Origin of the sequence: Amycolatopsis kentuckyensis, assembly GCF_002155975.1 — a bacterium.
Lineage (GTDB): Bacteria > Actinomycetota > Actinomycetes > Mycobacteriales > Pseudonocardiaceae > Amycolatopsis > Amycolatopsis kentuckyensis.
On the sequence record NZ_MUMI01000056.1, the window covers coordinates 18,767 to 40,791 of the forward strand.

The following is a 22,025-nucleotide window of genomic DNA, read 5'->3' on the forward strand; positions in this document are numbered from 1 at the left end:
CCGGCCACGGGCGACGATGTCGGGCCGCGGCCGGTCCGGATGGGTCCTGCGGCCGGTGATCGCAGGACCCACCGTGGTCACAGCGTGCCGAGCACCGCGCTGCGCGCGTTCAGCAGTTCGACGGCCGACATGCGGTCCGGTGCGGCCGGGCCGCCCGCCACCGGCAGACCGTTGTCGTCGAACCCGCCCCGGAAGGCGTGCGCGGCCGCCTTGTAGATGTAGGTGAACCCGATGACGCCCACGTAGACGGTGTCGAACTCCGCGGCGCAGGCCAGCGGCAGCACGGCTTCCGGGACTTCGAGGGGCTTCAGCGCACCGCTCTCGCGGGAGAAGTGTGCGGAAGCGGCGGCTTCGACAGCGGTCATGACTGTGTCCTTTCAGGATTTTCCGGTGGGGTGTTCCCGGCCTTTTCGGAACGGGGTAACGCCATGATGGCGTGGATCGCCGCGGCGGCAACGGAACCAGCGGATCGCGGGCGGAAGTCCCCGGTTTGCCGGAGTTCCGGGCGGCGTCAACCCCGCCGACCGGTCGAAGCCGCGAATTCTCCGTCAATCGGTGGATGACCGCCCCGGAACGGGCTGCTTATCGTGACTGCGGCCACGAGAGGGAATCGTCGTGGTCCCAGGAGCAGAGGAGCACAGATGGAACTGATCGAGTCCATGCGGGACCCGGCGGTCCGGGGGCTGGAGCCGCTTTCGTTCGGCGCGGGCGCGGTGGATCCCACCGCCTGCACCTGGGCGATCGCCGCGGCCACCGCGTTCGGGGCCGCGGTGGGCGCCGGCGTCGGCTGGGTCAACTGCCACTACCACGGCTGCGTCCGGGAAGCGGACGAGCTCGAGGTTCCGAGCTCGCCGTCCGGCGTCCCCGTCGGCGAACTGCTGGGCCTGCGGCACGACGCCGCGTCCCGGCGGCGCTGAACCCGTTCCCGGAATCCGAACCCACCAGGAGGATGTCATGAACACCGTTGCGCAGTACGGCTTCTCCGAATCGCTCGAGCCGCTGGAATTCGGCGGCCGGGAAGCGACCGTGGCGTGCACGCCCGCCGCCGTCGACCTCGCCGCGGTCGGGCTGGGTGCCGCCGGTATCGGGTACTTCGCCGCCAAGGCGTTCTACCACCGAGGGCACTTCGGGGAGACGGAAGGCCCGCTCGACGCCCGCGCCGCAGGTCAGGACCCGCTGTCGGCTTCGGACCTGCTGTCGGTACGGGCGGAGGAACTTTCCCGCCGCTGATCCGGTGCCACCGGGGCGGGCGCACGCAACCGGCGTGCGCCCGCCCTGTGCCGTCCGGCCCGGGGGACGGTCAGCCCGCGATCCGGGCCTCCGCGGTGGCCAGCACCCGGCGGCCCGCTCCGGTCACCACGGCCGGGACNNGTCCCGGCCGGGCCGGCGAGATGAGGCCCAGCCGGGCGAGCGCCCGCGCCGTCGCCTGGTCGCAGCAGGGGATTCCGTCGACGTAGAGGTCGGGTTCGCAGCTCAGCGCCAGCTGGGCACGGCCGTCCCGGACCGCCTTGAGCATGTTCACGGCCCGGCGGGTGAGCGCGGTGATCTCCGTGCTCGCCGGGCGGGATTCGTGGTCCATGGGCGATCCCGGTCTCTTCGGCGGAATGATCAGGAAAAGGTAGAACGCCGCGGTGCGCGGTCACCATGCGCGGACGGAGAACGGGAATCCGCGTCCGGGGGAAGGCGATCCCCGGCACCGGCCGGTCTCCTTCCGGCACCGAAGAAAGGGCCCGCGGAGGATCTCCGCGGGCCCTTTTTCCGTGGTCCGATCAGCCGAGGACGGTGATCGCGTCCGCCTTGATCAGGCCGAGCAGCTCGTTCAGCGCCGAGGTGACGACCTTGACCTTCGCGTCCTTCTTGAGGTTGCCGACGACCTTGGTCAGCTCGTCCCAGGTGACGACGATCTTGCGGTTCGTGCGGTCGAGCACGATGGTGACGTACTTGCCGTCGACGGAGACGATCTTGCCGGTCAGGGTCACGCTGCCGACCCCGGGCAGGGTGACCCCGGCCGGCGCGGTCTGCGTGGCGGCGCCCGCGGCACCGGCGGCACCCAGCAGCCCGGCGCAGACGAGCGCGGTCGCGGCGACACCGGTCGTGATCTTCGTCAGAGTGCGCATCTTCATTTCCCACGCGGCCTTTCGGTCGTTCGGTTGGCGAGCGGTTTCGCTCGTGCTGCGAAGATTAGGGAGTTCGTCCGGCCGGGTGTATCCGCGAACTCCCGAAGAGTTCTTTGCCGGCAAGGGAAAGCGGCTCACGCCGATGGCGCCGTCCGCCCGGTGAGCCGGTAGCCCGCACCGTGCGCCGTCCGGATCAGGACCCGGTGGCGGTCCCCGAGTTTCCGGCGCAGCCGGGCCACGTGGAACCCGACCTGCCTGCCGTTGCGGTCCGGGCCGCCGAGGGCGCGCTCGAGCAGCCAGCCGGGGCTGACGCGGTTCGGGTTGAGCATGAGCGTCCGCAGCAGCCGGAACTCCGTCGGGGTCAGGTGGACGCGCTCCCCCCGATGGCGCACCTGGCCCGTCCGCAGGTTCATTTCGAGCCCCTGAACGCGCAAGACCGGCTCCCGGGACGGAGTGTGCTCGATCACTTCGGACATGATTCCTCGAATGGGTGAGCGGGATTCTTTCGGGCAGAAGTGTCGCCGACGGCGGAAGGAGCGACAAGGGATTCCGCGTGCGCATTCCACTGAATTCTCCTGCCGAGGATCCGGAGGCCGGTCGCGCCCGGAACCCGAAGGAGATTCACTTCGGCGGCCTGGCCGACGGGCGGCCGGGCCCCGCAAAGAGGGCTCTGACCTGCTTGTTAACCGATCTGTCCGGTTTGTCCGTGGTTGTTGAGGGATTCCCCTGCAAGCGTTGCTGTGCGTCGATCACCACCGATACGCTCACCCTGTGTAGCGGCATCGGAACGGACTTCGCCGAACGCGGAATGGACAGGCGGTCTCGCGCAGGCAATTCGGCCGAGACCGTCGAAAATGTCGAGACGGGTGGGAACGCGGATGACTGTGCTGGACGAGCGGCCGAATCGCCGGGCGCGACCGGGCGACGATTTCCTGACGGGTTCCGCGGACGACCTGCTCGCCGCCGTCACGCCGGAGGGAGCCCGGCCCGCGGCGTCGGCGCTGCTGGACGAGGCCGCCGACGCCTACCGCCGGATCCTCGGCGGCGGCGCCGGGCCGACGGCCGCCCGCCGCGCCCGGGTCCGGATCGCCGGGCAGGCCTTCGCCGAGGCGGGCGGGACCCCCGACCTGGCCGCCGACCTGCTCGGCCGGTTCGCCGCGCTGGTGGTCGACGCCGTCGCGCCGCACCAGGTCGTCTCGGTCGTCCAAGTGGCGCACCTGCTGGTCCGCGACCTGCTCGCCGGCGCCTGCGGCCCGGTGGCGACCGCCCCGTCGCGGGCCGCCCGGTGCGCCATCGTCCAGCGGCTCGTCCGCGGGGAACAGCTTGCCCCGGAAGACATCGCCGGCCTCGAAGCCGAGTACGTCGTGCTGGCGGCCCGGTTCCCGCAGCCGGTCCCGCACGACCGGCTGGCCGCGCTGCTCGACGAGCACCACGACGACGGCATGCTCGGCGCGGCGATCGGCGATGGTGTCTTCGTGCTCGTCCCGCGCCGCCTCGAGCGGCGGATCACCCCGCTGCTCGGCGTCCTCGCCGGCCGGTTCGGCCAGGCGCCCTGGACGACGACCGTGCCCGGCCCCCGCGCCGGGCTCGTCGCCGCCTGCCGGGAAGCGGCGGACGTCCTGAAGCTCGTCGCGGCGGCGGGCCGGCCGCCCGGGCCGTACCGCCTCGACGACGTGGTGCTGGAGCACGCGGTGGTGCGCGACCCGGTGTCCTCGGCGAGGCTGCTGGCCTTGATCAACCCTCTGGCCGGCAACGAAGTCCTCCACGGCACGCTCGCGACACTGGTCCGCACCGACTTCAACCGGACGCTCGCCGCCCGCGCGCTGTTCATCCACCGCTCCACATTGGACTACCGGATCCGGCGCATCGAGGAGATCACCGGCCAGAACCCGCTCACCAGCCGAGGCGCCCACGTACTGGCGGCGGCGATGGTCGTCCACGCGGTCGCCGGTTCCTGAGCCGGGGTCAGCCGTAGCGGGTCACGTCGGCGAAGAAGCCGGGGATCGGGGTCAGCCCGCCGTCCGCGGCGAGGCGGTCGTGGACGTGGCGGCCGACCGCCAGGTCGAGGACGCCCAAGCCGAACGGCGAGAACACCAGCGGCCGGTCCGCGGGCAGGGCCACGGTGCCCGTCATGACGTCGAACAGCGTGCCGTGCACGAAATCGCGGTGGCCGGTCTGCTGTTCGGCCAGGTGGACCGAGGTGTCCGCCTTCAGGCAGTGCTCGACGTCGTCGACGACGTTGGTCGAGGCGAGCACGATTTCCGGCGAAAGGTCGCGCAGGGAAACGTGCAGCACCACGGGATTGTGCGCGAACCACGCCGGGTCCGTCACGTGCGGCGTGCCCGCCACGGTGGCGAACACGACCAGGTCCGCGGACCTGATCAGCGTCTCGGCGCGGTCGTGCCGGACGACCTCGGCGCGGGTGCCCGTGCGGGCGAGGTAGCCGGAAAAGCCGTCGACGGACGTCGCCGAGAGGTCGTGGAGCCCGATTTCGGCGAATTCCCAGCCGTTCGCGGCCAGGTAGGTGTGGATGTACCGCGCGATCAAACCGGTGCCGAAGAACCCGACGCGCGGCGGCCGCCCGCGGTCGCGGGTCAGCCAGCCGGCGGCCAGAGCGGCCGAGGCCGCGGTGCGGGACGCGCTGATGATCGAAGCCTCCATGGCCGCGTACGGGTAGCCGGTGCGCGGGTCGTTGAGGATCAGCACGGCGGACGCGCGCGGGATGCCGTCCCGGACGTTCTCCGGGAAGCTGCCGATCCACTTGAGACCGTCCACCCCGGACTCACCGCCGAGGGATGCGGGCAGCGCGATGATGCGGGACGCGGGCCGGTCCGGGAACCGCAGGAAGTAGGACGGCGGGTTCACCGTGTCGCCGGCGCCGTGGGTGCGGTAGGCCCGCTCGACGACGGCGGTGACGGCCTGCTCGTCGCCGGTCAGCACCCGCTGCACGTCGGTGCCGGTGATGACGGAGAACGGCGGGATCGGGCTCGGTCCGGACAAGGTCGGTCCTTTCGGGACACCGGGATCAGGCAGCGGAACCGCGCAGCTCGGCCAGCCGGTGCATGGCCGACGCGGTGGCCAACAGGCGGAGCCCGCGGACCGTGCACGGCGAGTGCCCGGTGAGCTGGCCGATGCGCTGGAGCCGGTAGTCGACCGTGCTGCGGTGGACGATCAGCCGCTCGGCGGCCTTGCCGCGGTTGCCGTCCTCGGCCAGCAGGACCTGCAGCGTCTCCCACAGCACCGGCTGGGCCAGCAGCGGCTGGATCACCTTCAGCAGCGCGTTGGACACGACCGGCTCGTGCGCGGCGGCGAACTCGAGCAGCACGTCGTCGAGGACGTGCACCGCGGGGGCGAGCTCCAGCGACGTCGCTTCGGCGAGGATGTCGTCGGCCACCGAACGGCACGCCGACAGGCTGCGGCTCCCGGGCCAGACCAGCGCGGCCCGGGCGGCTCCGCCGAGCACGTCGAGCACCTTGCCGGTGCGCCGGGTGGCGTCCGCTTTGTCGAGCGCGGGCAGCAGGACGTGCCCGCCGCCGTCGGCCAGCAGGGTCAGGGTCGCCTCGCCGGCGTGGGTGCGGAACGCCTCGTCCACCACGGCCGGGTCCAAATCGGACGTGGCCAGCGCGACGACCGCGTACGTCTCCTCCGGCGCCGGGACGGCCGCGCCGGACAGCAGCAGCTCGGCCCGCTTGCGCCGGGTCGGCTCCTCGTGGTCCGGGGCCGGCCCGCCGGCTTCCGCGAAGCCCCGGGTCAGCTCGACCAGGATCCGGTTGCCGAGCTCGCTGATCCGCTGGGCCGCGAGGCACCGGGTGCCGGCGTCGCGCAGGTCCGGCCGGTTCAGCGCCTTGTCCACGAGGTCGGCGGTGAGCTTCTGCACGGCTTCCAGCAACCGCTCGAGGCCGCGCCCGGACTCCGCCCAGGCGTGGCCGACACCGCGCGCCGCCAGCACGTCGAGCACGAAGCCGTCCGACAGCACGTCGGAAAACAGCGGCAGCACGTGCCGCACCACGGTCTTGCGCGGTGTCTGCACGTCGGCCCCCGCGGCCGGCGGGGACATCGTCTTGCTGGTGTTCATCGGCCTCACCCCTTGTCCTCTCACCCGGTCATCGACTTACCCGATCCGGTGACATCTTCACCGGATAGGGCAGGGCCGTAGCTCAAAGTTTCCTCAGATTCGGGTTTTCCCTCGTCAACCCCGCGCGGAACCGAATTCCGCATGATGCGGATGCCGCGGCCGGATTTCCCCTGCCAGACTCGGGCGAGGTGCGGAACGCTCGAAGGGAACGGTGCCGTGATCTGCCTGGGAACCATGAACTTCGGCACGACGCTCGACCGCGCCGACGCGTTCCGCGTCCTGGACGTCTTCACCGAGCGGGGCGGCGAGGTCGTCGACACGGCGAACTGCTACGCGAGCTGGACCGGCACCGGGGACGAAAGCGAGCTCGCCATCGGCGCCTGGCACCGGGCCCGGGGCGCCCGGGACCGGATCCGCCTGGCCACCAAGGTCGGCGGCCGCCCGGTGCCCGGCGGCAGCCTGCTGGACTGGGAGGGGCTGGCACCGCACGTCGTCCGGTCCGCGGTCGAGGACAGCCTGCGCCGGCTGGACACCGACCACGTGGACGTCTGCTTCGCCCACCTGATGGACCCCGCCGTCCCGCTGGAGGAGACCCTCGGCGCGTTCGAGGACCTGGTCGCCGCGGGGAAGGTCCGCGAAATCGGGCTGAGCAACCAGGACCTCGATTCACTGCGGCGTGCGGGCACCCGGGTCACCTGGCTCCAGCAGCGGCACAGTTACCTGCAGCCGGTGCCGGGCGCGTCCTTCGCCGTCCAGCAGGTGCTGACCCCGGAAATGGCCGCCTACGTCCGGGAAACGCCCGGGCTGACCGTGCAGGGCTACTCGCCGCTGCTGTCGGGCGCCTACACGCGGCCCGACCGCGAGTTCTGGCCGCACTACCACCACCCGGGCGCCGAGGCGAGACTCGTCGCCCTGCGCAAGGTGGCGGGTGACCTCGGGGTGTCGGAGAACCAGGTCGTGCTGGCCTGGATGCTCGCTTCCACACCGCCGGTCCGGCCCGTGATCGGGGTGAGCTCCGAAGCCCAGCTCACCGACTGCCTCGCCGCGGCCGAGCTCGTGCTGGGCGAGGAGCACCTGCGCTGTCTCGAAGCCGCTTGACCGGCGGCGGGGGCACGATGACGCGCGCGGGACACGAGGACGTGGTGCTGGGGGTCGACGTCGGCGCGGCGGTGATCACCGTCGCCGTCACCGGGGACGACCTGAGCCCCCGGGAGGTCGTCGAGTGGCCGCTGCCGCGGACCACCCCGCACGCGGTCGACCCGGTGCAGGACCCGTGGCTGGTGCTCGACACGCTGGCGTCGGCGGTCCGCGAGGCGGCCGGGATCTGCGAGGTCTTCGGCAACGCCGTGCGCGGGCTTTCGCTCACGTCCGGGATGCCGACCCTGCTGGCCCTGGACGCCGAGGGAGCTCCGCTCACCCCGGTGCTCAACGCCACCGACGCGCGGTCGGCCGGCACCACCCGCCGCATCGTCGCCGAACAGGGGTCCGCCCTGCACCGCCTGACCGGGGTGCCGCTGACCCCGGCGTCGCCGGTGGCCAAGCTGGCCTGGCTCGCCGGACACGACCCCGGCCTCTTCGGGCACGCGGCCCGCTGGACCGGGCTGAAGGGGTTCCTGCTGTTCCAGCTCACCGGGAAGCTGGTGACCGACGTGTCGACGTCCTCGGCCGCCGGGTGGGTGGAATCGGCCACTTTGGACTGGGCGAAGCCCGCCCTCGACGTCGCCGGCGTGCACGCCGGACAGCTGCCGGAGCTGGTCGACCCCGTTTCCGCGCTGCGGTTGACGGCAGCGGGGAGCGAGCTGCTCGGCCTGCCGGCCGGAACCCCGGTGGTCATCGGGGCGTCGGGGGCGGCCACGGCGCAGATCGGGGTCGGCGCGATGTCCCCCGGGTGCGCGGCGCTTTCGATGGGTGCGGCGGCGGCCTTGTGCGTGCTCGAGGACCGGCCGGTGGCGCCGCGCTCGGAGCTGGTGTCGTGCCACGCCTTCGCCGACGGGCTGTGGATCTCGCGCGGGACGTTCAGCAACGGCGACGCGGTCGCCCGCTGGGCGGCGGAGTCGTTCGGCGGCGTCGACATCGAGGTCCTGCTGGCCGAGGCGGAGCTGGTGCCGATCGGCGCGGAAGGGCTGATCGGCATCCCCCAGCCGGCGGCCGACGCGACGGCGTGGGGCAACCCGGACTTCCAGGCGGCCCTGGTCGGCCTGCGCGTCGAACACGGCAGGGCGGCGATGACCCGCGCGATGGCCGAAGGGGTCGCGCGGGAGCTGGCGACGGTCCGCGACGCGCTGGGGACCGAGCCGATCACGCTGGTGCGCGCGAGCGGCCCGGCGCTGCGTTCGCCGCTGTGGAGCTCGTTGCTGGCGGCCGCGCTCGACGTGCCCCTGGAGGTGGTCGGCGCCGGCGAAGCCCCGGCACTGGGGGCGGCGCTCATGGCGTGGCGCGGGCTCGGCCTGCTGGGCTGCCTGTGCGAGCGGCCCGAAATCCGGCTTCCCGGCCGGCGCGTGCTCCCGGACCCGCTGGCGACGGCGCACTTCGCGGCCACGCGGCGGCTGGGGGAGCAGCTCACCGAACTGCTGACCCAGCTCCGCAGCGCCTCGTGAGTGAGACGGGTTCCGGCCCGCCTCACACTCACGACGATGCGGCCGGAGACTCGCCGGCCGCGGCCGGCGTGCTTCGGTCCGCGGGGTCCGGAGCTTCCGCGGTTTCGTCCGGCGGCACCTTCAGCGCCGGCAACCGGACCCGGATCCAGCAGCCGCGGTCGGTCGGCATCACCTCGATCGTGCCCCCGTGCCGCTCGATCAGCTCGGCCACGATGCTCAGGCCCAGCCCGCTGCCCTTCGAACGGTCCGGATCCGCTTGGAAGAACCGCTCGAAGACCCGCTCGCGCAGCTCGGGGGCGATGCCCGGGCCGTCGTCGAGGATGTCGAGCTGGTGTTCGGTGCCGGTCGTGGACAGCCAGACCTCCGCCTTGGTGCCCGCCGGCGTGTGGGCGCGGATGTTGGCGAGCAGGTTGGTCACCGTCTGGCGCAGCCGGAACGCGTCGCCGGTCACCAGGTACGACCGGTGCGGGTCGATGTCGTGGCGCAGCTGCCATTCCGGGGCCGCCGCCTGCGCGTCGTGCACCGCGTCGATGCACAGCGGCCCGAGGTCGACCGGGTCGGCGGTGCACGGCCGCCCGCGGTCCAGCTCGGCGAGCAGCAGCAGCTCGTCGATGAGCGCGGCCATCCGTTTCGTCTCGCCGCCCACCCGGCGCATGGCGGCCTGGAACTCGTCCCGCTCGTCGAGCGCGCCGAGCTGGGCCAGCTGCGCGTAGCCGGAGATCGCCGACAGCGGCGTGCGCAGCTCGTGCCCCGCCGACGCGACGAACCGGCGCAACCGGTCTTCGGCCCGCTGCCGCCGGGTGAACGAATCCTGCAGCCGGGACACCATGGTGTTGAACGACTGCGTGAGGCTGTACACCTCGTACGTGGAACCGGCGACCGCGACGCGCTGGGACAGGTCGCCGTCGGCGATGGACCGGGCGGTCCCGACCACCGATTCCAGCGGCCGCAGCCACCGCTTGCACAGCTGGAGCAGGACGAGCGCGAGCACGGCCAGCACGAGCACGACGATCACCGACACGGCGACCACGATCCGGTGCGCGATCTGGTCGTAGTCCTCAGTGGACACCGCAGCCACCACGTAGTCGCCGTCGGGCAGCGTGGTGGCCGCGCCGAGGAAGCAGGACCCCGGCAGCCGGACGACCGACTGGTCCGCGTCCAGGGTCCGCAGCAGCTCCAGCGGCGGCGTCGGCACCTTCGCCGGCCGCACCCCCCAGTAGTGCTTCAGCTCGCCGGACGGGGTGACGACCAGCGCCACCCACTCGCCGCGGGCGACCAGGGGCGGTGGCCTCCGGCCGGGGCCGGCGTGGACCGCCAGTTCGTCGGCCAGCAGCCGCAGGTAATTCGTGGTCTGGTTGGTCAGCCGCGAGTACATGAACGAATTGACGCCGATGATGGTGACCGCCAGCGCCGCGACCAGGCCGATGGAAACCGCGGTCAGCACGGCCACCACGAGTTTGGTGCGCAGTGACCTCCGCGGCTGCTCGGGAATCGTCACGGCAGGCCTTTCCGTCCCGGAACTCGTGTGTCCAGTGTAGACGTTCACCCGTTGGAGTGAGGTTCTTCCGCAGGCCGAGGACACCTTTCCGCGAACCACCGAAAACGGCAGCCGCTTCCTCGTTCCGCGAAACCCGCCCGCCCGTTGTTCGGACTTCTGCGGGAATAGGCATTCCGGTGGATGCCGTCCGCTGTCGCGCGAAGGTACTTTCCTGCTGTCGAGCTGGCGACAGTCTCGGCGACTTCCCGGAACGAACCCTTTTCACGGATCAAAGGTGGATCGAATGAACCAGATCGAGTCCTTCGCCAACTCCGGTGGTTCCCCCGAGCCACTGGAGCTGGCGTCCCTCGGCGGCCCGGTGGTCCTCTGCACACCGGCCTTCGCCGGCGCCTTCGTCGGCCTCACCACCAACTACGCCCTGAACAAGGCGGTCGACTGGTACGTCGCGCACCACGGCGGCGGGCACTTCGCGGCCGAGTGCGAGGGCGTCGGCCGGCCAGGCGAGGTCTCGAGCGACGAACTGCTCGACGTGCTCGTCGCGCGGTTCTGATCGATTCCCGTTCCGGGAAGCCGGCTCAGGTCCGGTCGTATCCATTGCCGAAAACACGGAGAGTGAAATGAACTCGGTCGAATCCTTCGCCAACACCGGCGCCTCCCTCCAGCCGCTGGAGATGGTCACCCAGGCCGCGCCGGTGTCCTGCTTCTGGGCCGCCTTCAACGGTGCCGGTGCCGCCTTCGTCGCCAACTGGGCGGTCGAAAAGGCGGTCGACTACTACAAGGCCCACCACCAGGGCGGTCACTTCGACGGCGCCGAGGTGCCGGGGCTCGCGGGTGACGCGGCGGACCTGTCGGGCGACGCCCTGGTGGCGCTGCGCGCGCTCTGAGCGCGTCCGAGGACGGGCCCGGTCGAGTGCCGGGCCCGTCCTCGTTCCGGCGGTTGCGCGTGTTCAGGCCGCGATCAGGTAGCCGAAGTTGCGCACCGTGCGGATCAGGTCGGACCCCAGCTTCCGCCGCAGGTAGTAGACGTAGGTTTCGACCACCCCGAAGTCGCCGTGGAAGTCGTGGCCCCACACCGCGGCCAGGATCTCCGCCTTCGACACCGCCTTGCCGGGGTGGGTCATCAGGTGGCACAGCAGGTCGAACTCCGTGGCCGAGAGCCGGACCGGGGCGCCGTCCTTCCACACCTCGCGGGACGCGCGGTCGAGCTCGAGCCGGCCGACCTGCACCCGCGCGCCGGACGCGGCGGGCTGCGTGCGCCGGCGCAGCAGGACCTCCACCCGGGCGACGAGTTCCTTGATGTCGAACGGCTTGGCGACGTAGTCGTCGCCGCCCAGGGTCAGCCCGCGTACCTTGTCGTCGGTGGACTGGCGCGCGCTGAGGAACAGGACCGGCGCCGTGACGTCCGCCGCGCGCAGCCGCCGGTAGACCTCGAACCCGTCGAAGTCGGGCAGCATCACGTCGAGCAGCACGAGGTCCGGCGCGGCGATGGCCGCCACCCGCAGTGCTTCGCGGCCGGTGCTCGCCGTGACGACGTCGTAGCCGAGGAACTGGAACGTGGTGAACAGGATCGCGGCGATGCTCACCTCGTCGTCGGCGACCAGCAGGCGGCCGCGCTGCGGTTCGGGTGGCACCGGTTCAGCAGGCAGGCCCGGCACGGGCGCCCTCCTTCGGTGCTGGCCGCGGTGGCGGAACTCGCGGACCACAGTGGTGGGGAAGTGCGGTGCGGGGCTATCCCTCGAGCGGGTGCACGGCCCGGCGCGGCCGGTTCGCCTGCTCCGCCACGGCGTGGGCGGTCAGCGCCGTGCTGAGCACGTTGATCCCGCGGACGCTGCCGGGGTGCAGGCCGGTCAGCTGCTCGATGCGCTGGATGCGGTAGTCGAGCGTGCTGCGGTGGATGATCAGCCGTTCCGCGGCCTGGCTGCGGTTGCCGTCGGTCGCGACGAGCACCTTGAGCGTCTCGAACAGCGCGGGGTGCTGCAGCAGCGGCTCGATGATCCGGACGAGGTTGTCGCTCACCGTCGGTTCGCGCGCGACGGCGAACTCGACGAGCAGGTCGTCGAGCAGGTAGACGCCGGGCCGGTGGTCGGCGGCCAGCGCCAGGGACAGCACCTTGCCCGCCTCCTGCCGGCCCCAGGCGATTTCGCTGCGCGGGCGCCACGACGCGGACATCCACACCGCCCGGCCGGGCAGCGCGGCGTGTGCCTGCCGGGCCAGCTGGGCGGCGCGGGCCTCGTCCCCGGCCGGCAGCAGCGCGAAGCCGCCCGCCGGGCCGAGCGCGGTCAGCGCGCCGTCGCCCGCCACCTGTTCGAACGTGCCGACCAGGGTGGCCGTGGTGAGCGGCTCGGCGCAGTGCACCGCCACCACCGCGTAGGCGGGGGCGAGGTCGTAGTCGTCGCCCGCGTCGGCGCGGACGCCCCGGAGCAGCTCCTGGGCGCGCTGGGAGCGGCCCTTGGCGAGCGGGCCGCGGTGCTTCCGGGTGGTGGTGTGGTGCGCGCCGGCGAGGAGCTCGGCGACGAGCCTGCTGCCGACCGCCGACACCGCCCGCGGCGAGACGGCCGGGTGCCCGCTGCCCCCGGCCATCACCACCTGCAGCGCCCGGGTCGTCAGCTCGCTGACCACGCCCACGATCGGGGTGACGTCTTCGGTGACCCCGGCGATCTCCGCGACGTTCGCGCGGACCCGGGTGGCCGTCTCGTCGGACCAGGGATCCTCGCCGCGGGCGGCCGCCACCACGAGGGGGATGACGCCCCGCAGCAGCGAGTGCAGGGCCGTGTCGAGCGGTTCCGGCACGTCGCGCAGGATCGGTGCGATGTCCGCCCAGAGACGCGCGGCGAGCTCGTTCGCGGCGACGAGGCCCGGCTCGGAACGCAGCGTTGTGGTCATGGCATGACCCCCGTGAATTCGCGGATTGGTGTGCCGAATCTAGCGAGGGCGACCGGCGCGGGTAATCAGAGCCATCGGGAAAGGTTTCAGCGATTCGCGCAAGAACCGGCATTGCGGGAAAAGGCGCGGGTGCTTTCGGGCAGGAAGTGTGCCCGAAGTCACCCGCGGACGCGTGTCTCGATTGAATCATCCTCGCGTTGGCCCGGTCCAGGATTCGGGCGACAGTTGTCCACCCGTTGTCCGGTCCGGTCGTGGCTCAAGCTTACGCTGGTGAACCGGTCGTGCCGGGATGATCCGGACATCGAGGCCGGAGATCCGCGAGGTGGGCACGGCTTTCCGGCGAATTCCGGTCCTCGATTTCGTCGAAGAATGTTCCGGTGTCCGCGCAATGAACAGCGGGTGTCGGACCGATAACGTGGTGAGGATTTCGGGCAGCGGGTCCGCGGAGAAAGGCAGCAGCGATGACCATCCCCTCGATCCGCGCCGAGGCGGCCTTCGGGTGCGAAGGGACTTCCTGGGCGCGGACGGCCTTCCCGGCGGTGGCCGGGCTCCCGGCCGACCTGCGGGCGGAGGTCGCCGCGGCGATCGAGGGGCAGCCCCGGGAGGCGCGAGCCGTCGTGCGGCGGCTTCTCGGCGTCACGGTGGCCGCGCTCACCTCCGGGGACCACCGGGCGTGGACGTCGGCGCGCGAAGCCGAGGAGACCGCCCGCGTCGGCAGCGCGCTGGCCGCCACGGGTGTGTCACTGGACCCGCTGCTGGTCCTTATCGGCAGGCTCACGGCCTGGGCCGTCGAACGCGCGGCGGGCGCGCGGCCGGGCGCCACGGGCGTGCTGAAGGACGTCGTCCGCGTCGGCCACGCGGTGACGCGCAGCCTGGCCGGCGGGTTCCACCGGCACGCCCGGTCGCGGACGGCCGTGCCGCTCGACGGCCGGCACCTCGCGGCGGCGCTGCTGGCCGGCCGGCGTGCGCCCGGAGCGGCGGCCTCCTACCAGGTGCTCGCCGTGTGGTGCGGCGACCGCGCGCTCGACCGGCTGCCCGCCCTGGGCGGGGTGGCGGTGGCGCGGGGGAGCGCGGGCTACGTGCTCGTGCCGGAGGCCGGGCCCGGGCGCGGCCCGGAGCTGGCGGTGAAACTGCGGGCCGCGGTCCCGGCGGCCTGGGTCGTGCCGCACTGGGCGCGGACGGCCGACGTCCCGGCCGCCGCGGCGACCGCCGGCGACGTCGTGGCGCTGGCGGCGGGCTCGGGCGCGCCCGCCGGCGTGCACCGGCTGGAGGACTTCCCGGTCGAGTTCGCGGTCCTCCGGCGTCCCTCGATCGAGGCGGAACTGCGGCGGCTGATCGAGCCGGTGTTCGGCGGTCCCTGGCTCGCCGAGACGCTGCGGGCGTTCGTCCGGGCCGACGGCAACCGCACGCGGGCCGCCACGGAGCTGACCGTGCACCGCAGCACCCTCGACTACCGGCTGAAGCGGATCGCGCAGCTGACCGGGCACGACCCGGTGAAGCCGGCGGGCCTGCAGGTGCTGGCCGTCGCGATGGCGGCCGCGCGGGCGACGGCGGTCCGGGCGCAGTTCGCGGCCGTGGCGGGCACGCGGTGACCGGTCCGGCATGACCCGGGCCCGCTCCCGCCCGCGGTCGCTGCGCCACCGCCTGGTGCTCACCGGCGGGCTGGTCGCGCTCGTCACGGTGCTCGCGATGAACGTCCTCGCCGTCGGCGGGTTCGCGGTGTACCAGCAGATCCGCAACCGCCGGCTGATCGACGCGAACCGCATGTACCAGGTCGCGCGGATCGCCTACGCCGGCGCCGAGCCGGTCACCTCCCCGGGGAACTCCGACGAGGACGGGGTGGTGCTGGTGCTGCGCCCCGATGGCGCGGTGGCCGAACGGGCCGGGGTCCGCTCCGGCGGGTTCGAGGTGCCCGGCGCCGCCGAGCTGCGGGCGGCCGCGGCCGACGGGCGGTACCGGTTCTTCGGGTTGTTCTACGGCGTCGTCGACCGGGTGGACGGCGGCCGGTTCGTGATCACGGCCCGCGCGCTGGGCGAACAGCTCGCCGTCGCGGCGCGGATGGCGGGGGCGATGGCCGTCCTGGACGTGGTGGTCTGCGCGCTCGCGATGGTGGTCGCGGCCTCGCTGTTCCGGCGGACGCTGCGCCCGCTGGAGTCGTTCGCCGCGACCGCGGCCCGGATCACCGCGGGCGCACCGGGCGGCCGGGTCGACCTGACCGGGGTGCCGGCCGAGGTGTGCCAGCTGGGGACCGCGATGAACCGGATGCTCGCCCGGCTGGAAGTCTCCTTCGCCCGGCTGTCCGAAACGGACGATCGGCTGCGGCGGTTCGTCTCCGACGCCGGCCACGAGCTGCGGACCCCGCTGACGGTGATCATCGGGTACGCCCAGCTGTTGCGGCTCGGCGTCCTCGCCGACCACGAAACCCGCGAACAGGCGATGGTGGAGGTCGAACGCGAAGCCCGGCGGCTGACCGCGCTGGCCGACCACCTGCTGCTGCTCGCGCGGATCGACGAAGGCCCTTCGGAGCGGTCCGGGCCGATCGACCTCGACGCGCTGTGCCGCGAGGTGGTCGAAGCGAACCGGGCGGCCCACCCGGAGCACCCGGCGGGCTACCGCTGCGAAGGCGAGCCGCCGGTGGTGTCCGGCGACGAGCCGTGGCTGCGGCAGGCGGTGTCGTGCCTGCTGGCCAACGTCGGCATGCACACGCCGGCCGGGACCCGCGCGGAGGTGGTGCTGCGGACCGAAGGCGCGGATGCGGTGCTCGACGTCGTCGACGAGGGGCCGGGCATCGGCGAGGCGGACCGCGAGCGGGTCTTCGAGCGGTTCTTCCGCTGTGACGAGGCGCGGAAGCAGGTCGAGGACCGGCGCAGTGCCGGGCTGGGGCTCAGCATCGTGCATTCGGTCGTCACGGCCTGCGCCGGCACCGTCGAGGTCCGGCCGGCCGAGCGCGGCACCTGGATCCGCGTCCGGCTGCCGGTTTCCCGGCGAAACGACGGACGTCTTCCGCAGTCCGCACATTGAAATGAAAATCATTATCATCTAAGCTCGCCAGGTGATCTCGGGAAGTGGGCACGCGGCGGGCGAGCACGCCGTCGGCGGTGCCGATCTGGCCGGCCTGGCGGCCCTGGTGGACCGGCTCGACGCGGTGGCGTTGCAGGCGATCCTGTTCACGCTGGGGCGCCACGGCCTCACCGGCGTCCACCGCCTCGACGAGATCTACGCGGCCACGAGGGTCGCCCCGCGGCACCGCCGGATCGTCCGGCGCTGGCTGCGGGCGCTGATCGCGGAGGAGTTCGCGGTGGCCGAGAACGGCCGGTACCGGTTGTCCCGGCCGGCCGGGGCCGCCGAGGTCGAGGCCGCGCGCGCCGAGCTCGACGCCGCCGCGCGGGGCCTGGAGCACGGGTCCGGCCTCGCCCGGTTCTTCCAGCTCTCCGTCTCGCACCTGCCGGAGCTGCTGCGCGACGAAGTCTCCCTGCAGGCGCTGCTGTTCGCCGACGGCGACCTCGACGTCGCCGACGACGTCTACCAGCGCAACGTGGCCAGCCGGTACGCCAACGCCGCGGCCGCCGCGGTGGTCGCGGAGCTGGCGCGCCCGGGGGTGCGGGTGCTGGAGATCGGCGCGGGCGTCGGGGGCACGAGCGCGGTGGTGCTGCCCGCGCTCGCCGGGCACCGGCCGGACTACCACTTCACCGACGTCTCGCGGTTCTTCCTGTCCTCGGCGAAGGAACGCTTCGCCGCCCACGACTGGATCCGCTACGGCCTCTTCGACGTCAACGGCGATTTCGCCGCCCAGGGCCACCCGCCGGAGTCGTTCGACGTGGTGCTCGCGGCGAACGTGCTCCACAACGCGCGGCACGTGGGCGAAGTCCTCGCCGGACTGCGGAAGCTGATCGCGCCCGGGGGCGCGCTGGTCTTCGTCGACACCACCGTCGAGCACCACCAGCTCCTGACTTCGATGCAGTTCCTCATGTCACCCCCGGCCACCGACCCGGACGCGGACTTCGCCGACTTCCGCCGGGGCACCGACCGGATCTTCCCGAGCCGCGAGGAATGGCTGGCTGCCCTGCGTGCGGCCGGCTTCGCCACCACCGCCTGCCTCCCGCCGCCCGGCCATCCGCTCGGCCGGATCGGCCAGTACCTGTTCGTCGGCCGCGTCTGACGTCCTCTCCCACTGCCCCAAGGAATGGTTGATGAGTGAACCCCTCGCCGTCGTCGGTTTCGCCTGCCGGTACCCCGGTGCGCCCGACGCGGACGGCTTCTGGCGCCTGCTCGCCGAGGGCCGCGCAGCACTGACCCGGTTCGGCGACGCGGACCTCGCGGCGCGCGGAGTCCCGGAATCGTTGCGGCGCAACCCGTCCTACGTCCCGGTCGGCGGCCTGATCGACGACCAGGACCGGTTCGACCCCGCGCCGTTCGGCCTGTCCGGTGCCGAGGCGGAGCTGCTCGACCCGCAGCAGCGCGTCTTCCTCGAAACGGCGTGGCACGCGCTGGAGCACGCGGGGCACGCCGGCGGGCGCGACGCGGGCGTGGTCGGCACCTTCGCCGGGGCCGCGCTCTCGGCGTACCTGGCGACGAACCTCGCGCACCGGTTCGACCCGCTCGGCGGCGCCGACCCGGCGGGCAGCCTCCAGCTGCACACCGGCAACGTCGCCGACTACCTGCCGCTGCGCACCGCGCACCGGTTCGGCTTCACCGGCCCGGCGATCGCGGTCGGCGCCACCTGCGCGACCTCGCTGGTCGCGGTGCACGTCGCCGCGCAGTCGCTGCTGGCGGGGGAGTGCGACACCGCGCTGGCCGGCGGCGTTTCGCTGCGGGTGCCCCAGGGCCGCGGCTACCTGCACGTGCCGGACGGGCCGTTCTCGGCCGACGGCGTGACGCGGCCCTACTCCGCGGCCGCCCGGGGCACCGTGTTCACCCAGGGCGCGGGCGTGGTCGTGCTGCGGCGGCTCGCGGACGCCCTGGCGACCGGCGACCACGTCCACGCCGTCCTGCTGGGCTCGGCGGTGGCCAACGACGGGGCCCGCCGGGCCGGGTTCACCGCGCCCTCGGCCGACGGCCAGGCCCGCACGATCGCCGAAGCCCTGGCGGTGGCGGGCGTCGACCCCGCCGACGTGTCCTATGTGGAGGGACACGGCACGGGCACCGTGCTCGGCGACCCGATCGAGGTCCAGGCGCTGCGCCGGGTGTTCGGCCCGGCCGGCGCGCCGTGGTGCGGGCTCGGCTCGGTCAAGGGCAACATCGGGCACGCCGATTCCGCGGCCGGCATCGCCGGGTTCCTCAAGACTGTGCTCGCCCTGGCGCACCGCACGATCCCGGCGTCGCTGCACAGCGGCCCGGTGAACCCGGAGCTGGGCCTGGCCGGCTCGCCGTTCCGGATCGTCGCCGAGACCGAGCCGTGGACCGCGGACGGCCCGCGCCGCGCCGGGGTCAGCTCGTTCGGCATCGGCGGGACGAACTGCCACGTCGTGCTGGAACAGGCCCCGGTACCGGCGTCGTCCACCACGGACGACCGGGCGCAGCTGATCGTCGTGTCGGCCGCGACCGCCGAGGCCTGCCGTGCGACGGCCCGCCGGCTGGCCGAGGAACTTCCGGGCGACCTCGCCGACGCCGCGCACACGCTCGCCGTGGGGCGCAAGGAGTTCCCGGTCCGGGCCGCCGTCGCCGTCGCGCCGGGCGAGGACGCCGCGGCGGCTGTGCTCGCGGCACCGGTCGCCTCGGTCGCCACCCGCGCGCCCCGCATCGTGTTCGGCTTCCCCGGCGGCGGCGCGCAGTACGCGGGGATGGCCGCCGGTCTCCACCGCGACGAACCGGTGTTCGCCGACGCCGTCGACGAGCTGGCCGCGTTCTTCCCGGCCGAGGTCCGGGCCGTGCTGCTCGACCCGGCGCACGGGGCGGCGCGTGACCCGGGCCTCGGGCTGCCCGCGCTGTTCACCGCGTCCGTCGCGACGGCCCGGCTCCTGGAGAGCTGGGGCGTGCGGCCGGACGCCGTGCTCGGCCACAGCGTCGGCGAGTACGCTGCGGCGGTCGTCGCGGGCGTGCTGTCCCCTGCGGACGCCGCCCGGCTGGTCGCCGAACGCTCGCGGCTGATGAGCGGGCTCGCCGGCGGCGCCATGCTGGCGGTTCCGCTGGGCGAGGCCGAGGTGGGCCGTCTCCTCGCCCGGCACCCGGGGCTGGACCTCGCCGCGGTCAACGCCGAGGACGCCTGCGCGGTGTCCGGCGCCCGCGCCGACGTCGAGCGGCTGCGCGACGAACTCGTGGCCGACGGCGTCCGCGCGCGGTGGGTCGGGGTGGACGTCGCCGCGCACTCCCGGCTCGTCGAGCCCGCGATGCCCGCGTTGCGCGCGGTGGCGGCCCGGCTTTCCCCGCGACCGGCGGAGATTCCGCTGGTCACGACGCTGATCGGGAGCGACCCGGCCGACCCGGAGCACTGGGTCCGGCACCTGCGCGGCACCGTGCGTTTCGCCGAGGCCCTGGACACCGCGCTGGACGGCGGCGCCGTCCTCGTCCAGATCGGGCCGGGCGGGATGCTCGCCTCCCTGGCCGCGCGCCGCGGGCCGTCGGTCACGACGTTCCCGCGCCCCGACGAGGGCGGCGACGCCCGGGCTGCGGCGCTCGACACGCTCGGCCGCCTGTGGTCCCTCGGCGCCGACGTCTCGCCCGAAGCTCCGCACCAGCCGGGACGACGACGGGTTCCGTTGCCCGGCTATGCGTTCCAGCGCGAGCGGTACTGGGTCGAGCCGGCGCCGCGCGTCATCGACGACGCGAGCCCGGGCGAGCCCCTGCAACTGCCGGTGTGGCGGCAGCTTCCGCCGCTGCCCGCCGCGACGCCGGCTGTGCGGGTCGTGGGGGAGGGCCCGTGGGCGGACGCCCTGCGGCTCGCTTCGGGTGACGGCGACCCGGTCGCCGTGGTCGTGTGCCCGCCGGGCGGCTCCGGCGACGAGATGCGGCGGCTGGCCGACGTCGTGCTGGCCTACCGGGACCTCGGCGATCTGCCGGTGCTGCAGCTGACCGTGCACGGCGAGGCGGTCGTCGGGACCGAGGACGTCGACCCGGTCGCGGCCGGGGTCCGCGGCCTGCCGCGGGTGCTCGGGCAGGAAGCGGACGTCCGCTGGCGCACCCTGGACGTCACCGGGGAGCCCGGCGCACGGGCCGTCCTCGCCGAGGTCGCCGACCTCCTGACCGGCGAGAACGCCCAGGAGCTGGCGTTGCGCGGTGGGAGGCGGTGGCTGCGGCAGTGGGAGTCGTGGCGGCCCGGGCCGCTGGGGTCGCTGCCCGCCGAACCGGTCGTCGTCGTGACGGGTGGGCTCGGCAACGTCGGCCGTGCCCTCGCCGCGCGGCTGCTGTCCGACGGGCCCGCGCACGTCGTGCTCGCGTCGCGCAACCCGCGCCCGGTGCCCGGCGTGCAGGTCGAAGCCTTGGACGTCACCGACGCGGCCGCGCTGGCGGCGCTGCTCGGCCGGGTGGTCGAGGAGCACGGCCGGATCGACCTGGTCGTGCACGCGCCGGTCGTCGTCGAGCTGGCCACGCTGTCCGAAGTGGACTCCGAGACGGTGCTGCGGTCGCTGGCGCCCAAGGTGGCCGGGGTGGTGGCGCTGCGGACGGCCGTCGAGGGACTGCCGGTGCGGACGGTGCTGCTGATGTCGTCGGCCGCGGGCACGATCGGGGGGTTCGGGCTGGGGGCGTATGTGGCGGCGAGCCGGTTCGTGGACGGTTTCGCCCACGCGATGCGGGACGCGCAGGCGACCTGGCTCGCGGTGGACTGGGACCGCTGGCGCTTCGGCACGGCGGCCGAGCGCGAATCGGCGGCCGAGCTGACCATGCGCCACGCCCTCGACGCGCCCGACGCGCTCGCGGCCCTGCTGCGGCTGGCGGCGGCGGACGCCCCTCCGGCCCAGGTCGCGGTATCGCCCGCGGAACTCGGCAGCCGGTCGCGGGCCCTGCCGACCCGGACGATCCGGGCGGCAGCGGGCGGCCCGTCGCCGGAGAACGCGGCCGAGCGGCTGGTGGCGGACTTGTGGAGCGAGACGCTCGGGCGCGAGGTGACGAGCCGCGAAGACGACTTCTTCGCCCTGGGCGGGCATTCGCTGCTCGCAACGCGGGTGCTGGCCCGGCTGCGCGACGAGCACGGCATCACGCTGCGGCTACGCGACCTGCTCGCCCGGCCGACGGTGGCGGGACTGGCGGAGCTGGTGGCCCCGGCGGCCGAGGGGGCCGGTGGTGGCCGCGGCGCTGCCGAGGTGCGCGTCCCGGGGCGGCTGCGGGCTGCCGGAGAGGGCGGCCGCGGTGCCGAAACGCGCGTCCCCGGCGCCCCCTTCCCGCTCACCCGCGTCCAGCACGCCTACCGGGTCGGCCGCACCGCGGGCTACGGCCTCGGCGAGGTCGCCTGCCACTTCTACCTCGAACACCAGGCCGCCGGCCTCGACCTCGACCGCTACGAGCGCGCCTGGAACCGCGTCATCGCGCGCCACGAAATGCTCCGCTCGGTCGTCACCCCCGATGGCGAAAACCTCGTCCTGCCCGAGGTCCCCACCTACCGGATCCCCGTCCACGACGTCACCGAGCAGGGCCTCGGCGAACTCCGCGAACGCCTCTCCCGGCGGGTCGCCGCCCCGGACCGGTGGCCGCTGATCGAGGCCCACGTCGCCCGGCTCCCGAACGGCGAACACCGCGTGCTGCTCTCGGTCGACGTCCTCGTCTGCGACTCCGCCAGCTACCTGGTCGTCGACCGCGAGCTGCGGGCCTTCTACGAGGACCCCGACGCCGAGCTTCCCCCGCCGGCCACGACGTTCGCGGACTGCGTGGCCGCGCTGGAGCACCGGCGGACCGGTCCCGAGTACCGCCGCGCCGCCGGGTAC

20 protein-coding genes are annotated in these 22,025 nt (G+C 73.7%); 11 read left to right on the plus strand and 9 right to left on the minus strand.

The window, feature by feature from the left end:
* Positions 1–77: 77 nt before the first annotated feature.
* Entirely contained in the window at positions 78–365 is a 288-nt protein-coding gene (locus tag CCN39_RS05845; RefSeq protein WP_086839110.1) for a hypothetical protein, read from the minus strand.
* Between the two features lie 276 nt (positions 366–641).
* Here CCN39_RS05845 and CCN39_RS05850 point away from each other — a divergent pair, with 276 nt between their 5' ends.
* Together CCN39_RS05850 and CCN39_RS05855 are read left to right on the plus strand one after the other, a co-directional pair.
* Positions 642–917: a hypothetical protein gene (locus tag CCN39_RS05850; protein ID WP_086839112.1), complete on the plus strand. Its 276-nt coding sequence runs from the start codon at positions 642–644 to the stop codon at positions 915–917.
* 37 nt (positions 918–954) lie between these two features.
* Positions 955–1,230 carry a hypothetical protein gene (locus CCN39_RS05855; RefSeq protein WP_086839114.1) on the plus strand — a complete coding sequence of 92 codons (276 nt, stop codon included), beginning with the start codon at positions 955–957 and terminating at the stop codon, positions 1,228–1,230.
* 70 nt (positions 1,231–1,300) lie between these two features.
* Here the strand turns inward: CCN39_RS05855 and CCN39_RS05860 are convergent, their stop codons facing one another.
* From CCN39_RS05860 to CCN39_RS05870, 3 genes are all read right to left on the minus strand, one after another.
* A complete protein-coding gene (locus CCN39_RS05860) occupies positions 1,301–1,579 on the minus strand; it encodes a hypothetical protein (protein ID WP_244210633.1) in 279 nt (92 codons plus the stop codon).
* A gap of 190 nt (positions 1,580–1,769) precedes the next feature.
* Complete coding sequence (locus tag CCN39_RS05865) at positions 1,770–2,117, minus strand: hypothetical protein (RefSeq protein ID WP_143263959.1); 348 nt, start codon at positions 2,115–2,117, stop codon at positions 1,770–1,772.
* A gap of 134 nt (positions 2,118–2,251) precedes the next feature.
* The gene (locus CCN39_RS05870) at positions 2,252–2,530 is read right to left on the minus strand and encodes a winged helix-turn-helix domain-containing protein (protein ID WP_158104484.1); all 279 of its coding nucleotides are present in this window, start codon (positions 2,528–2,530) and stop codon (positions 2,252–2,254) included.
* A gap of 465 nt (positions 2,531–2,995) precedes the next feature.
* Between CCN39_RS05870 and CCN39_RS05875 the strand changes: the two genes are divergently transcribed.
* Positions 2,996–4,075, plus strand: coding sequence for a PucR family transcriptional regulator (locus CCN39_RS05875; RefSeq protein WP_143263960.1), 1,080 nt, complete (start codon positions 2,996–2,998; stop codon positions 4,073–4,075).
* A gap of 7 nt (positions 4,076–4,082) precedes the next feature.
* Here CCN39_RS05875 and sbnB read toward each other — a convergent pair whose 3' ends face one another.
* Positions 4,083–5,117 (minus strand): 2,3-diaminopropionate biosynthesis protein SbnB, encoded by a 1,035-nt coding sequence (gene sbnB / locus CCN39_RS05880; protein ID WP_086839121.1) that lies wholly within the window; start codon positions 5,115–5,117, stop codon positions 4,083–4,085.
* A gap of 25 nt (positions 5,118–5,142) precedes the next feature.
* Complete coding sequence (locus CCN39_RS05885) at positions 5,143–6,192, minus strand: helix-turn-helix domain-containing protein (protein ID WP_086839123.1); 1,050 nt, start codon at positions 6,190–6,192, stop codon at positions 5,143–5,145.
* A 216-nt stretch (positions 6,193–6,408) separates the two neighbouring features.
* On the opposite strand from CCN39_RS05885, the gene CCN39_RS05890 reads away from it, so the two are divergent.
* The gene (locus CCN39_RS05890) at positions 6,409–7,290 is read left to right on the plus strand and encodes an aldo/keto reductase (RefSeq protein WP_208630155.1); all 882 of its coding nucleotides are present in this window, start codon (positions 6,409–6,411) and stop codon (positions 7,288–7,290) included.
* A gap of 17 nt (positions 7,291–7,307) precedes the next feature.
* A complete protein-coding gene (locus CCN39_RS05895) occupies positions 7,308–8,789 on the plus strand; it encodes a gluconokinase (protein WP_143263961.1) in 1,482 nt (493 codons plus the stop codon).
* Between the two features lie 28 nt (positions 8,790–8,817).
* Here the strand turns inward: CCN39_RS05895 and CCN39_RS05900 are convergent, their stop codons facing one another.
* Entirely contained in the window at positions 8,818–10,287 is a 1,470-nt protein-coding gene (locus CCN39_RS05900; RefSeq protein ID WP_086839127.1) for a sensor histidine kinase, read from the minus strand.
* 283 nt (positions 10,288–10,570) lie between these two features.
* Between CCN39_RS05900 and CCN39_RS05905 the strand changes: the two genes are divergently transcribed.
* Together CCN39_RS05905 and CCN39_RS05910 are read left to right on the plus strand one after the other, a co-directional pair.
* Positions 10,571–10,837 carry a hypothetical protein gene (locus CCN39_RS05905; RefSeq protein WP_086839129.1) on the plus strand — a complete coding sequence of 89 codons (267 nt, stop codon included), beginning with the start codon at positions 10,571–10,573 and terminating at the stop codon, positions 10,835–10,837.
* 67 nt (positions 10,838–10,904) lie between these two features.
* Positions 10,905–11,171, plus strand: coding sequence for a hypothetical protein (locus CCN39_RS05910; RefSeq protein WP_086839131.1), 267 nt, complete (start codon positions 10,905–10,907; stop codon positions 11,169–11,171).
* A gap of 63 nt (positions 11,172–11,234) precedes the next feature.
* On the opposite strand, the gene CCN39_RS05915 is transcribed toward CCN39_RS05910, so the two are convergent.
* Positions 11,235–11,942 (minus strand): response regulator transcription factor, encoded by a 708-nt coding sequence (locus CCN39_RS05915; protein WP_244210634.1) that lies wholly within the window; start codon positions 11,940–11,942, stop codon positions 11,235–11,237.
* Positions 11,943–12,015: 73 nt separating this feature from the next.
* A complete protein-coding gene (locus CCN39_RS05920; protein ID WP_086839134.1) occupies positions 12,016–13,170 on the minus strand; it encodes a PucR family transcriptional regulator in 1,155 nt (384 codons plus the stop codon).
* 461 nt (positions 13,171–13,631) lie between these two features.
* On the opposite strand from CCN39_RS05920, the gene CCN39_RS05925 reads away from it, so the two are divergent.
* The 4 genes from CCN39_RS05925 to CCN39_RS05940 all read left to right on the plus strand — a co-directional run.
* Positions 13,632–14,762 (plus strand): PucR family transcriptional regulator, encoded by a 1,131-nt coding sequence (locus tag CCN39_RS05925; RefSeq protein WP_086839136.1) that lies wholly within the window; start codon positions 13,632–13,634, stop codon positions 14,760–14,762.
* A gap of 10 nt (positions 14,763–14,772) precedes the next feature.
* Positions 14,773–16,191 (plus strand): HAMP domain-containing sensor histidine kinase, encoded by a 1,419-nt coding sequence (locus CCN39_RS05930; protein WP_086839138.1) that lies wholly within the window; start codon positions 14,773–14,775, stop codon positions 16,189–16,191.
* A gap of 31 nt (positions 16,192–16,222) precedes the next feature.
* Positions 16,223–17,329 carry a class I SAM-dependent methyltransferase gene (locus CCN39_RS05935; RefSeq protein ID WP_086839140.1) on the plus strand — a complete coding sequence of 369 codons (1,107 nt, stop codon included), beginning with the start codon at positions 16,223–16,225 and terminating at the stop codon, positions 17,327–17,329.
* A 31-nt stretch (positions 17,330–17,360) separates the two neighbouring features.
* The coding region (locus CCN39_RS05940; RefSeq protein WP_086839142.1) for a type I polyketide synthase at positions 17,361–22,025 on the plus strand (4,665 nt) is incomplete at its 3' end.

Coding starts and splice junctions, on each gene's coding strand:
- CCN39_RS05845 (WP_086839110.1), bottom strand. CDS start 365: ATGACCGCTGTCGAAGCCGCCGCTTCCGCACACTTCTCCCGCGAGAGC.
- CCN39_RS05850 (WP_086839112.1), top strand. CDS start 642: ATGGAACTGATCGAGTCCATGCGGGACCCGGCGGTCCGGGGGCTGGAG.
- CCN39_RS05855 (WP_086839114.1), top strand. CDS start 955: ATGAACACCGTTGCGCAGTACGGCTTCTCCGAATCGCTCGAGCCGCTG.
- CCN39_RS05865 (WP_143263959.1), bottom strand. CDS start 2,117: ATGCGCACTCTGACGAAGATCACGACCGGTGTCGCCGCGACCGCGCTC.
- CCN39_RS05870 (WP_158104484.1), bottom strand. CDS start 2,530: ATGAACCTGCGGACGGGCCAGGTGCGCCATCGGGGGGAGCGCGTCCAC.
- CCN39_RS05875 (WP_143263960.1), top strand. CDS start 2,996: ATGACTGTGCTGGACGAGCGGCCGAATCGCCGGGCGCGACCGGGCGAC.
- CCN39_RS05885 (WP_086839123.1), bottom strand. CDS start 6,192: ATGAACACCAGCAAGACGATGTCCCCGCCGGCCGCGGGGGCCGACGTG.
- CCN39_RS05895 (WP_143263961.1), top strand. CDS start 7,308: ATGACGCGCGCGGGACACGAGGACGTGGTGCTGGGGGTCGACGTCGGC.
- CCN39_RS05905 (WP_086839129.1), top strand. CDS start 10,571: ATGAACCAGATCGAGTCCTTCGCCAACTCCGGTGGTTCCCCCGAGCCA.
- CCN39_RS05910 (WP_086839131.1), top strand. CDS start 10,905: ATGAACTCGGTCGAATCCTTCGCCAACACCGGCGCCTCCCTCCAGCCG.
- CCN39_RS05920 (WP_086839134.1), bottom strand. CDS start 13,170: ATGACCACAACGCTGCGTTCCGAGCCGGGCCTCGTCGCCGCGAACGAG.
- CCN39_RS05925 (WP_086839136.1), top strand. CDS start 13,632: ATGACCATCCCCTCGATCCGCGCCGAGGCGGCCTTCGGGTGCGAAGGG.
- CCN39_RS05930 (WP_086839138.1), top strand. CDS start 14,773: ATGACCCGGGCCCGCTCCCGCCCGCGGTCGCTGCGCCACCGCCTGGTG.